The sequence below is a fragment of the Cerasicoccus sp. TK19100 genome (genome assembly GCF_027257155.1).
Classification (GTDB): Bacteria; Verrucomicrobiota; Verrucomicrobiia; order Opitutales; family Cerasicoccaceae; genus Cerasicoccus; species Cerasicoccus fimbriatus.
In genome coordinates this window covers 671,742-684,053 of the sequence record NZ_JAPWDU010000003.1, presented here as the reverse complement: position 1 = coordinate 684,053, position 12,312 = coordinate 671,742, and the positions used below count along the sequence as shown (strand labels likewise).

Genomic DNA, 12,312 nt, shown 5'->3' with positions numbered 1-12,312 from the left:
AAAGGGATATTTCCTAATATGCCAAGCGAATTTTGTTCACAATCAGAGTTCCGCTAACCAAACACCCATGCCTTTTGGTAGACACCTCATAAAGGAAAGACACTACCCCGAAAGACCCACTCGAGCACGTGAGCAGCAAAACTGGCTTAGCAACTGATAGCAGCTAATTTAATGACTCCGCCAATGAAAGGAATATAATTCTCATTTGACAGTATATGCATCCCTCTGAATATGCTGATCTAAGTAATTAAAAAATGAACCAAGCAAAAACCGCAAATTGCCCGCCTTGCAAAAAAGAGCTGGGGTTTCTCGATCGCTTTTTAACGCTTTGGATATTTCTCGCCATGGGGCTGGGCGTGGCGATTGGTGCCCTTTGGGATGGCGCGGACGCATTTCTGAGCCAATTCCAAGTGGGCACGACGAATGTGCCCATTGCCATAGGCCTGATCCTCATGATGTATCCGCCGCTGGCGAAGGTTCGCTACGAGGAGATGCACCGCGTGTTTCGCAATGTAAAGGTGCTCACCCTATCGCTCGTGCAAAACTGGATCATCGGTCCGGTACTGATGTTTGTCCTCGCGATCATCTTTTTGCGCGGTCATCCGGAATACATGACCGGCGTCATCTTGATCGGTTTGGCGCGCTGCATTGCCATGGTGATCGTGTGGAACGAGCTCGCTGAGGGTGACAACGAATACGCTGCCGGCCTGGTCGCCTTCAACAGTGTTTTCCAAGTCGTCTTTTTCAGCCTATACGCCTGGGTATTTATCACGTGGCTGCCCGGCGTGTTTGGGCTCGAAGGCAGCGTAGTCTCGATCACGATGAGCGAGGTCGCCATCAGCGTGCTGATCTATCTGGGCATCCCGTTTTTTGGCGGCATGCTAACGCGCCTCATCGGGGTAAAACTCAAGGGACGCGATTGGTATGAGAAAAAGTTTATCCCGCGCATCAGCCCGCTGACACTCATTGCCCTGCTGTTCACGATCGTGCTGATGTTCAGCTTTAAGGGAGACAAGATTTTGGAGCTGCCGATGGACGTCCTCCTCATCGCAATTCCGCTGACGATCTATTTCCTGATCATGTTCATCGTCAGCTTCCTGATGGGCAAATGGGTTGGCGCGGATTACCGCCAAAGCGTGACGCTCAGCTTCACCGCGGCCAGCAACAACTTCGAGCTCGCCATTGCGGTAGCCGTGGCGGTGTTTGGCATCGGCTCCGGCGCGGCGTTTGCCGCCGTCATTGGGCCACTGGTGGAAGTGCCCGTGATGATCGGTCTCGTGAGCCTGGCCTTCTGGTTTCGCCGAAAGTATTTTAACGAGGCCGCCGTTTGATAATCGCCAACAAAAAGCGGACGACCACTATGGCCGTCCGCTGAAAGTGAAACGATGTTGCCGCAACTTACTTAACGTCGAAGCGGTCGAGATTCATGACCTTGTCCCAGGCGGCAACGAAGTCCTTCACGAACTTTGCCTCGCCGTCGGCACTGGCGTAAACCTCAGCCAGTGAGCGCAGAATGGAGTTCGCGCCGAAGACCAGGTCGAAGCGGGTAGCGCTCCACTTGGGTTGACCCGTCTTGCGGTCTTTGCCCAGGTAGGCATTGCCGCAAGGGGAGACGCCTTGCCATTCCACACCGATGTCCAGCACGTTGACAAAGAAGTCGTTCGTCAGTTGGCCCGGGCGAGTGGTGAAGACACCTTCTTTGGCCCCGCCGGTATTGGCATCGAGCACACGCATACCGCCAACGAGCACCGTCATCTCTGGCGCGGTCAGCGTGAGCAGCTGCGCCTTGTCGATCAGCAGGTGCTCGGCCTTCACTTCGAACTTGCCCGCCAGGTGATTGCGGAAACCATCGGCAAGCGGTTCCATTGGCTCGAAGGACTCGGCATCGGTCTGCTCTGCGGTGGCGTCCATGCGGCCCGGAGTGAAAGGAACCGTCACATCGTGGCCCGCATCCTTGGCTGCCTTTTCGACGGCGGCACAACCACCGAGCACAATCAGGTCGGCCAGGGAAACTTTCTTACCGCCGGATTGCGCGGCGTTGAACTCACCTTGAATTGCCTCCAGGGACTCCAGCACCTTGGCGAGCTGGGCCGGGTTGTTGGCCGCCCAGTCTTTTTGCGGTGCCAAGCGAACACGGGCACCGTTGGCACCACCGCGTTTATCGGAACCACGGAAGGTCGAGGCTGAGGCCCAGGCAGCCCCTACGAGCTGCGGAACCGTTAGGCCGGAGCCCAGTATTTTCGACTTGAGCGCGGCGATGTCCGAAGCGTCCACCAGCTCATGATCCACGGCAGGAATCGGGTCTTGCCAAATGAAATCTTCGGCTGGCACTTCCGGCCCGTGGTAGCGCGCTTTCGGTCCCATGTCGCGGTGCGTCAGCTTAAACCACGCGCGGGCAAAAGCCTTGTTGAACTCTTCCGGATCCGCGAGGAAGCGGCGGGAAATCTTGTCGTATTCCGGATCGAAGCGCAGCGACAAGTCCGTGGTGAGCATGGTCGGCTTGTGCTTTTTGTTGGGGTCGTAGGCATCGGGAATAATCTCCTCAGCATCCTTGGCGACCCACTGATGCGCGCCAGCCGGACTCTTGGTCAGCTCCCATTCATACTTGTAAAGATTCTCCAGGAAGTAGTTGCTCCACTGCGTCGGCGTTTGGGTCCAGACAACTTCCAGGCCGCTGGTGATGGTGTCTGCGCCCTTGCCCGAGCCATAGGTGCTCTTCCAACCAAAGCCCATTTCCGCAAGGTCAGCGGCTTCCGGGTCGTCGCCCACGTTGTCCGCCGGGCCAGCGCCGTGAGTCTTACCGAGGGTGTGGCCGCCGGCAATCAGGGCAACGGTTTCCTCGTCATTCATGGCCATGCGGCCGAACGTTTCGCGGATGTCCTGCGCAGCGAGCAACGGATCCGGGTTACCCTCGGGGCCTTCCGGATTCACGTAGATGAGGCCCATGTGCGTTGCGCCGAGAGGGTTCTCCAAATTCCGCTCCTCCTTGGTCTGCCCTTGCAGATCACGCTTGTGCTCGTGGCCGTGGGCGGAAGGATCGGCAACGATCTGCGGCTCTTCATCGTCGGCTGTTTTTCGGGCGTAACGGGCGTCCGTGCCGAGCCAGGTTTTTTCCGAGCCCCAGTAAACATCCTGGTCGGGCTCCCAGACATCTTCGCGGCCACCGGCAAAGCCCAGCGTCTTAAAGCCAGCGGATTCCAGCGCGACATTACCGGCGAGGATCATCAGGTCGGCCCAGGAAATTTTTTGCCCGTATTTTTGCTTCACCGGCCACAAAAGACGGCGGGCTTTGTCGAGGCTAACGTTGTCCGGCCAGCTATTGAGCGGGGCAAAACGCTGCTGGCCGCGACCACCACCTCCGCGACCATCTCCAGTGCGGTAGGTGCCAGCACTATGCCAGGCCATGCGGATAAAGAGGCCGGCGTAGCTGCCCCAGTCGGCGGGCCACCAATCCTGAGAGTCGGTCATGACCTGAAGCAGGTCAGCCTTCAGCGCCTCGTAGTCGAGGCTTTCAAATTCTTTCACGTAATCGAAGTCTGCGCCAAGCGGATTGATCTTTTCCGAGTGTTGGCTGAGCAGTTCGATTTTCAGGCGGTTCGGCCACCAGTCATCATTGGTAGTACCGTGGCCACCGGCAGCAGCGCCCATAGAATTAAGGAAGGGACATTTGGATTCGTCGTTCATGGTAATCGATGTTCGGGTTGGATAGGTTGATGGGTAAAGGCTGGCGTGGATTAGCTAGCAATCGAAGTCGCAGGGGGTAGCAGCACAGTCATCGCAATAAAGAATGGCTTCAAAGTAGCCATTGCCCAAACCTTGGTCCAGAACAATAGCAATAGGTTGTTCCTATTCGCGCTATCCTTATTGCCTATTTCAAAATCACAAGCTCAACCATCAGCAGGGAATCCATAATTGCGGGCCATGCTTATACGAATAACGCAATTAGTTGCGCGGTAAACCAGTGGCATCGAAGACTCGCTTGAGAGACGATACCAACGAACCATTCTCCATACCCATGATCCCCCGAATTCGCACTTTCTCGATTACCTGCCTTGCCTTCTTCACGCTCGGCTTAGCCAACCTAAACGCAGCTAAGTATCTCGCGCCACCATTGGGCAATGACCTTCAACCAACGCTCGTCATCAACGGCGACTTCGATGGTGCGGCCAGCCAAACGGGCATCCCTGAGCACTGGACCACACCGGAAAATTCCGAAGGCAAAATCGAAACGCTCAAGGACAACGATACCCGCGATACCTTCGTGCGGCTCATCTCCGAAGCGCCCGACCAGCTCGTAAGCATCGAACAAGACATTTCTCTCACTGAAGACATCAAGGGCGTCGCATTTCACGCCCGCTTCCGCAATGAAAACGTAAAGTTCGGCAAGGGAGGCTGGCTGTGCGATGCGCGCGCCCGCTTTGCTTACCTCGACGCCGAAGGCAACCGCGTCGGCCCCAAGCTGAGTGACGTCATTTTCGACTCACATGCGCAAGTTTGGCAGGTCGCGTCGCGCGACTACATCAAGCCCGAAGGCGCCACGACTTTTCGCATTGCGCTGACCCTGAATCGCCCCGCATCCGGCACGCTCGACATTGACGAAGTCCGCCTGGTCCCCATGACCGAAGCCCGCTTCCAGGAGCTTGAGGCCACACGCCTGGCCGCTGAGCAAAAGAAGGCTGCCGAGGCCCAAAAGAAAATTGAAGACCAAAAAATCATCGACGAAATGCTCGCTGCCGAACCCAAGACCCGCCAGCTCGGCGTCATGGGCAACAAGGTCATTAACTCGGATTATGAGCCCGTTCTGTTGCGCGGTGTAAACATCGTAAGTTTGGAATGGTCGGCAAAGGGCGAGAAGATCCACCGCTCGGTCAAAGTGGCGCTCAAGGAGTGGAACGCCAACGTGATTCGCCTGCCGATCATCGACTCTTTCTGGTTTGGTCGCGGCAAGGGTAAGCAAAAATCCAACGACGCCGAAGCCTACCGCAAGATCGTGGACGACGTGGTCACGATGGCCTCCGGTGAAGGCGCTTATGTGATCCTCGACTTGCACCGCTATGGCGGCATCAAAGAGTCGGCCCGCGAGTTCTGGCTCGACGCCGCCGCGCGCTACGCGAACAACCCCGCCGTGCTATTCGATCTCTACAACGAGCCGCATGGCATCTCATGGGAGCTCTGGCGAAATGGCGGAGAGATGAAGACCAAAGACAAGGGCACGGTGCAGCTCATCGGCATGCAGGATCTGCTGGAAGCCGTCCGCTCGACGGGGGCGCGCAACATCGTGATCGCGGGCGGCACCGGCTATGCTTACAACCTAAAGGGCATCCTCGATGGCTACGCGCTGGAGGATCAGGAGGGCACCTATGGGCTGATGTATGCCACGCATTTTTACAACTGGCACAGCGGCTGGCAGGAGAACTTCCTCGATGTCGCCGAGAAATATCCCGTGCTCATTGGAGAGTTCGGGGCCGACGTTAAAAAGATGAGCTTCATTAAAAGTAGCCAGCAGGAAGACCCCTACACCTTCGTGCCCGACGCCCTCGGCATGGCCCAGAAATACAACCTGCACTTCACTGGCTTTTCCATGCACCCGAAGGCCACACCCGTGCTGATAAAAGACTGGTCCTACGAGCCAACCGATTTCTGGGGAAAATTCCTCGTCGAAGCCCTCGCCGGAAAGCAGTTCGAGATGAAAAAGATGCGCTAAGCGCAGCGCGACACCAGTGTCATTGACGGCATCACTTGAATTGCCGTAAAGAAGGCCCTATGGTTATCTTCATGACACCAATACTCGCTCAACTCGAAAAGGCATCGCTCAGCTTCTGGGTCGAAAACGCACTCATCATTGTCGGAGGGTTCATACTCCTCTCGCTGACGATGCGCGTGCTGGAGATGCTGATCAAAAAGAAGGTGCAATCCTCCTTACCCATTAGCCCGATTTTAATCGCGATCAAATGGGCGGGCGTCCTGATCATTACCAGCCTGGTGCTGGAGCGCTTCGACATCCATGTGATGACCATGCTCACGACCGTGCTCGCAATGGTCGCCGTGGGCGTGATCGCGGTGTGGAGCATTCTCAGCCACATCATGGCGACCTTCATTCTGATGATTACCAAACCCTTTCGTGTGCACGACGTGATTGGGTTTGTCGGCGAAGAAATCAAAGGCGAGGTCATCGACTTGAATCTTTTTTACACCACCTTGCTCTCTGAGGACGGCGACGAATTTCGCGTGCCCAACAACATGTTTTTCCAGAAATCACTGCGCGTGAAAAAAGGCCCCGGCAAGACCGAGCTCGACGAGCAGTTTCAGGAGAAAACGGCCGCAGCCCCAGAGATCATGCCCGAGTCGGAAAAGCCCGCTACCGAAGCTTAACCCCGCTCAGCGAATTGCCTGCCTCCACGTATGCACCCGCGTCGGGATGCGCGTGGAATGCAAGCACCTCGCCAGTCATCCCGGGCCGCGTTTCGATAAAGCTATTTTCACGAAACTCCAGGCCGGTCACATTTGCGCCAATGGATATTTGTGCGGCGACATTCTCCTCCGCATGCAATAGATCCTTCAGCTCTTTAAGTACATCGGGCGGGGTCGCATTATCCTCCAAAACATTATTTAAATACCGGCAACGATGCGGCGCATTCTGCGGCGTTTTGCTGCGGATGCAGATGCCGTATTTGGCGTTGTTGGCGATGCGGTTGTGCGCGATGAGATTGTCGCTATCCTTGTGGCCGATAGAGATGCCGCTGCGCCAATGTGCCATGCCATTGTCGTGAATATCATTATGCGTGAACTCGCTGTGATGGATGCCCCAGCAAATGTAGAGCCCGTCACTCGCGTTGTGGTGGATGTGGCAACGCGTGATCTTGGCGTAAGCCGAATGGCTGCCCGGATGGATGCCATACCAGCCGTTGTGGTCCGTTTCGCAACTATCGATCAGCGCATGCTCACTGCCGAAGCTCCAGCAAATGCCGTCCCCCGCGCCGTGATGCGCGCGCAGATTCCGCAACTCGCAATGACGCGACTGCTGACCAAAAATCAACGACGTGCGCGGCGGCCGTACGCGGTCGCTGAAGTAAGGCGGCGGGTCCGCAAACGCCTCGGCGATCTCGCGCTCAATGCCATGCGATAGCTCGTGCTCGAAGCGGACCGAGCCATCACACACGATGCCTTCGATGACACAACGGTCCGCGTTTTTGGCGAGAATCATCGGGTAGTAGTTCACGACTGCCGCATCGCTTTCCTCGTAACGTTCCTCGCCCATGATCCGATGAATCTCAATGCGGTCATCGTGCACCGCGGTCACACCCCAAGGCGTCGAAGTCTTCGTCCACTGCCCCTTGCGATCATACAAACCCACGCCCATGCCCACGCGGAACCGCTCGGGGTTGTGCGGATATATCACGCGCTGCCCGCGGTCGGCATCGCACACCAGCTTACTGACAACCAGCGGCGCGCGACGGAATATCGTCTCCCCGGATGCTCCTTTTAAATGGACTCCCGGCGCAAGACTGACGGCGTTGCACAAGCTGTATTCGCCGGGCTGCACAACGACAACTCCCCCGCCCTGCCCGGCCACTTGATCTATCGCGCGTTGAATACCGGCACCCTCGCGTGTAACGATGTCGGCGTTGCTGGGTCCTACCGTAATTTGAGTCATTGCTTTGTAATGCAAAGTTAGTTGGTTCTCTTGGCGATACCCTGCTGCGGCTGGATCGCGCCATCGAAGTCTTCTTCAAAAATAATATCACCGCCGCGCTCAATGCGCACGCCACCGCCCTTGGGATCCGTTTTACTCAAGCGAACAATCGCCGCCTGCTGACCCTGATTGATTTTCAGGAACCACGCTTCCGCCGTCTCGCGGAAATCGACTGGTGCCATCGTGGCGGCATCCGCCCGATCGCCCACTTCGATCACGTGCAAAAACACATCGCTCTCCCGCGCCTGGCCTGGCGAGACCTCCACCCGCCAATGGCCCAGCGGCAAATCTTGAAACGTCTCCGCATCGTCGCCCATGAGCGCCTTGGCAATGTATTTGTTGCTCAGCGGATAGTTCACGCCCTCGACCTCAAACTCCCGCCCCGGGCCACCGATCACCATGCGCTCGGCATCGGTGGGGAGCAGCGTTTGCACATGCATTACGCCACTGTCCGTCTGCGCGGACCACTGCCGCCCGTTGCCCACCGGTTCGGTCTGCGTATGGAGCAGCCATGTCTTCGGGTAGTCGGCTTCCTTGCTCGAAACACGGTCGAGGATGACCACATGGTTCGGCGGTAAATACAGGAACTGCCGGATAACCTGCGTCACCTTTTTCGGCGAGTAAACCGGGGTCAGGTCCGCGACGATATTGGTGTAGTATTCGTTGGTCTGAAAGCTGAGTATCTCCGAGCCGCTCGTCTTGTTTTGCCCGCCGTCGTTGCCCTGCGGGACCTTGCCCCAATGGTGTGGAAACCGCTCGTCGGGCATTTTAATCAAAAGCGTGTTGTGGGCAATCGTGCGGTTGTAGTATTCGGTAATGTGTTTGTGCGAGGCGGCGTCGGACTTGTCGCGCGTGCCGGTATCGACTGCCTGGAAGCCCTGCTTGAAGATCGTAAAATGCCCCTCATCGAAGTGCTTGTGCCCGGCGTTTTTCGCCCCCGCGATGAAGAGAATATACGTGTCGCTCGGCTCGAATCCAGAGCGCATGAAGAACTGCCCAAACTCCTCAAAGTGCCGTGCCTGCGGCCAGGCTTCATCCGGCCCGACTGCCTCGACCGGAGCCGCCGTTTCCGGCAAGAGCAGCGGGTAAAGATCGCCCCAGAAGTATTCACCCTTACGGTCAGATGGATTAATCTCGGCCAGGTATTGCGCGAGCTGCGCATACTCCGGGTAATCCTCTTGGAAGAAAAACCGCATCTGCTGCAGGTGGACGTCCTTCAAGTCGGTGAAACGGTTGCTCGTGTGGTGGGAGTCGCCATAGCCGTAGTCATACAAGCCGTCCTCGCCGACGATGATGGACCACGTCACCCAGTTGAGCAGCATCGGCAGGTAGTCGAATTGCGCGGCCAAGTTCCGGCCATAGGCGGAGTTTACCGTGTGCAGAAAGTTCCATTCCGCCCGCGGATAGGCACCCATTGCATAGCCGTAAACGGGCGCGGCCAGCCCCCCGTCGTCCCCTGCCGTCTCGCGCCGATGCTCGGCGAGCTGCTGATAGTCATCGTAGCCGCGGCGTATCCACTCGAGCGCTTTGGCGTCGTCGATACCCTCACCATGAAGCGTCAGCCCCGCATACCAGAAGAGGTTCCACGTGCCGTAAAATCCGCCCGCCGGAAAGCCATAACGATTCTCGCCGGGGATAACGTCGCCCGAGTTAATCTGCTCCACGTGGGCCATCAGTCGTTTGCCGAAATCGCGTCGTTGCTCGGGAGTCAGGTTGCCGTAAAGCCAGTCATAGACCATGAAGAGCCCCATGCGCTGAAATGAAAACCAGCCCAAGGCCTTGCGCTGCGCATAAAGTTTTTCCACGTGGTCGATGCCCTCACCAAGCCATTCGATGGCCTGCTGCCGGTATTTCTCCTCGCCGCTGACGATGGCCACGATCGCCGCGTCCACCAGAATGCCTTCATGCAAGATAAACTGGATGCTCTGCCCCTGCTTCATCGCACGGTCGACACGCGCCTTGATCTCCTGATAGACGTCCGCTTCGCGACCGGTGGCGTTGGCCTTGAGCGTTTTAATGATCTCCTCGTTTAGAAACAGGCGCGGATGAGTGGCCAGAGGCTGATCCACCCAATCCGGGGCCGCCATCACCGCCAGGGGCAGCAGCAGGATCGCGAGTAACATTCGAGGGGCGACGAACATAAATCAAAGCTTGTACCTCGCAAACGCCTAAAGCAAGATAAAGCGTTAGATACGAATATTGGTCGGCGACGGCAGTCGGAATCTTTCTCCAAATTCTGGCGTGCCATTGCCCCACATCATCCCCAAGCTTGCGGGCGTGAGTGAAAAAACAGCTCCCCTCAAATGTGGCGTCGCCGGCGTTGGCTACCTTGGCCAACACCATGCCCGCCTCTACGCAGCCCTGCCGCAGACCGAGCTGGTCGGCATTTACGATACCGACCCCAAGCGCGCCAAAAAGATTGCCAAAGAGCATGGCGGCCAGGTCTTCGAAACCCTGGAAGAGCTCGGTGCCGCGTGCGACGCGATCAGCATCGTGGTCCCGACCGACCACCACTGCGCGGTCGCCCAAATACTGCTCAAGCAAGGCTGCCATCTGCTAATCGAGAAGCCGCTGTGCACCAGCCTGGAGGAGGCGGAGATCATTCTGAGCGCCGCCAAGGAGGCCGACCGCATCGTGCAAGTGGGCCACATCGAGCACTTTAACCCCGTCATGTCGTTCCTCGAAAAATACGTGACGAACCCGCGCTTCATCACCTGCGACCGGCTGGCACCATTTAAAGAGCGCGGGCTGGAGGTGAGCGTCGTACTCGACCTGATGATCCACGACATCGGCGTGATCCTGCAACTGGTCAAGTCTCCACTGGAGCGTGTGGACGCAGTCGGCGTCGACGTATTGACCAAGACCGAAGACATTGCCAACGCCCGCCTGACCTTTGCCAACGGCTGCGTGGCCAACATCAACACCAGCCGCGTCAGCCTGAAGCCGGTGCGCGAGATTCGCCTCTTCCAGAGCAACGCCTACCTGTCGCTGAATTTCGCCGAGCAGAAGGGCCACTTGATCCGCAAAACCAAGCTCGGCCTGCGCAAGAAAAACGTCCCCATCGAAAAGGGCGAACCCCTCGCACTCGAGCTGGCCGGCTTCGCCGAAGCCGTGCAAAACCAGGCGGCGCCCAAGGTCAGCGGCGAGCTCGGCAAAACCGCACTCGAAGTCGCGATCAAGGTCACCGAAAAGATCCGCGAAAGCGCGGCGAAGGGGAATTTGGAATTATAAATTCAAAATGCAAAAAAAATTCAAAGGACGCACCGCCTGTTTTGCATTTTTCATTTTGAATTTTGCCTTCCGCCATGCCTGAGCCCATCCAGTTGCCGGCACCAACCCAGCGGGCGGACTTGCTTATCGTCGCGGGGGAGCACTCTGGTGACCAGCATGCGGCTACGCTGCTCAAGCAGCTTAGCTCGCTGAAGCCCGGTGTCAATGTGTGCGCGCTGGGGGGCGAGGCATTGCGCGAAGCCGGGGCCCAGGTGATCTTTGACCTCGTCGATCACTCGGTAGTCGGCATTGCCGAGGTGCTGAAAAATTATGGGTTTTTCAAGGCGCTGTTTGAGCAGGTCGTCGCCTGGATTCAGGAGCACCGCCCGCGCGCAATCTGCTTTGTCGACTACCCGGGCTTTAACCTCCGCCTGGCCGAGCGCCTCGTCAAAGAAGGCCTCGCGGCCAAGGGCGGCGGCGACATCCCGCTGCTCTATTATATAAGCCCGCAAATTTGGGCGTGGAAAGGTCACCGCCGCTTCAAAATGGCAAAGCTGCTCGATTCACTGGCGGTCATTTTCCCATTCGAGGTCGACTGCTACCAGGACACCGATCTGCCGGTTAAATTTGTCGGCCACCCCTTCGTGGCGAGCGACTTCAACCTCGGCATCCGCTACGAGCCCGAGGCGCCAATCCTGCTCTTGCCGGGCAGTCGGCTAACGCCCGTGCGCCGCATCTTCCCGGTCCTGATCGACGCCTTTATCGACTACCATGCCGAGCGCGCCAGCAAACGCGCCGTCGCGCTTTACCCCAGCCCGGCCGTTAAGCAACTGCTGGAGGAGCTCATTGCCACCCGCCATAAAGCAGATCAGCTGATCGAGCTGCGTCCCGCCGAGGCGGATATCGCGGCCTCAGCCACGCTGACCAGCTCGGGCACGATGTCGCTCAAAGTCGCGTTGGCGGGCATCCCCGGGCGCATCGTTTACCGCGCGAATCCCATCACTTACGTCATGGGCCGCATGCTCGTAAAAATTCCGTATCTGGGCATTTCGAATATTCTCCTGGATCGCCCCGCCTACCCCGAATACCTGCAAGGTGCCGCCAAGCCTGCGGTGCTCGCGCGGGAGCTGGCGAAACTAACCGATGGCGCGGCGGCAGCAGAATCAGCGCGGCAGGATGCTCGCGAGTTGAGACAGCTACTCGGCGAAGGCCAAGACAATGCCGCAGCAGCGTGGCTGGCCGAGTTTTTATAGGCAGCGTATAGGTAATGCAGCGGACGCCTCGGAGAGACGTCCCTACCTTTCGCGAGCAGATGAAACTGCGGGTCGAGACGATCCGCGCCACCTTTTTTAGTTGGATTAGCCATTGGCGCAATGCGCCAATCTCGGTGCGCAGCACCGAGGATTCTA

Annotated in this window: 8 protein-coding genes; 5 read left to right on the top strand and 3 right to left on the bottom strand. The window is 57.7% G+C overall.

Going from position 1 to position 12,312, the window contains the following annotated elements; genetic code table 11:
- The first annotated feature begins 254 nt into the window (after positions 1-254).
- Positions 255-1,331, top strand: a complete 1,077-nt coding sequence (gene arsB / locus O3S85_RS09510) for an ACR3 family arsenite efflux transporter (RefSeq protein ID WP_269540003.1) — start codon at positions 255-257, stop codon at positions 1,329-1,331.
- Positions 1,332-1,398: 67 nt separating this feature from the next.
- On the opposite strand, the gene katG is transcribed toward arsB, so the two are convergent.
- The gene (katG, locus tag O3S85_RS09505) at positions 1,399-3,684 is read right to left on the bottom strand and encodes a catalase/peroxidase HPI (protein ID WP_269540002.1); all 2,286 of its coding nucleotides are present in this window, start codon (positions 3,682-3,684) and stop codon (positions 1,399-1,401) included.
- Between the two features lie 331 nt (positions 3,685-4,015).
- Between katG and O3S85_RS09500 the strand changes: the two genes are divergently transcribed.
- Entirely contained in the window at positions 4,016-5,704 is a 1,689-nt protein-coding gene (locus tag O3S85_RS09500) for a glycoside hydrolase family 5 protein (RefSeq protein ID WP_269540001.1), read from the top strand.
- A gap of 71 nt (positions 5,705-5,775) precedes the next feature.
- Entirely contained in the window at positions 5,776-6,372 is a 597-nt protein-coding gene (locus tag O3S85_RS09495; protein ID WP_269540000.1) for a mechanosensitive ion channel family protein, read from the top strand.
- On the opposite strand, the gene O3S85_RS09490 is transcribed toward O3S85_RS09495, so the two are convergent.
- Together O3S85_RS09490 and O3S85_RS09485 are read right to left on the bottom strand one after the other, a co-directional pair.
- Positions 6,359-7,654, bottom strand: coding sequence for a right-handed parallel beta-helix repeat-containing protein (locus O3S85_RS09490; protein WP_269539999.1), 1,296 nt, complete (start codon positions 7,652-7,654; stop codon positions 6,359-6,361). The two genes, O3S85_RS09495 and O3S85_RS09490, sit on opposite strands and share 14 nt — an antisense overlap.
- 17 nt (positions 7,655-7,671) lie before the next feature.
- Entirely contained in the window at positions 7,672-9,816 is a 2,145-nt protein-coding gene (locus O3S85_RS09485) for a heparinase II/III domain-containing protein (RefSeq protein ID WP_269539997.1), read from the bottom strand.
- A 118-nt stretch (positions 9,817-9,934) separates the two neighbouring features.
- Here O3S85_RS09485 and O3S85_RS09480 point away from each other — a divergent pair, with 118 nt between their 5' ends.
- Positions 9,935-10,924, top strand: a complete 990-nt coding sequence (locus O3S85_RS09480) for a Gfo/Idh/MocA family protein (RefSeq protein ID WP_269539996.1) — start codon at positions 9,935-9,937, stop codon at positions 10,922-10,924.
- A gap of 74 nt (positions 10,925-10,998) precedes the next feature.
- Positions 10,999-12,156: a lipid-A-disaccharide synthase gene (gene lpxB / locus O3S85_RS09475; RefSeq protein WP_269539995.1), complete on the top strand. Its 1,158-nt coding sequence runs from the start codon at positions 10,999-11,001 to the stop codon at positions 12,154-12,156.
- Positions 12,157-12,312 lie beyond the last annotated feature (156 nt).

Coding starts and splice junctions, on each gene's coding strand:
- O3S85_RS09490 (WP_269539999.1), bottom strand. CDS start 7,654: ATGACTCAAATTACGGTAGGACCCAGCAACGCCGACATCGTTACACGC.
- O3S85_RS09500 (WP_269540001.1), top strand. CDS start 4,016: ATGATCCCCCGAATTCGCACTTTCTCGATTACCTGCCTTGCCTTCTTC.
- lpxB (WP_269539995.1), top strand. CDS start 10,999: ATGCCTGAGCCCATCCAGTTGCCGGCACCAACCCAGCGGGCGGACTTG.
- katG (WP_269540002.1), bottom strand. CDS start 3,684: ATGAACGACGAATCCAAATGTCCCTTCCTTAATTCTATGGGCGCTGCT.
- arsB (WP_269540003.1), top strand. CDS start 255: ATGAACCAAGCAAAAACCGCAAATTGCCCGCCTTGCAAAAAAGAGCTG.
- O3S85_RS09495 (WP_269540000.1), top strand. CDS start 5,776: ATGACACCAATACTCGCTCAACTCGAAAAGGCATCGCTCAGCTTCTGG.
- O3S85_RS09485 (WP_269539997.1), bottom strand. CDS start 9,816: ATGTTACTCGCGATCCTGCTGCTGCCCCTGGCGGTGATGGCGGCCCCG.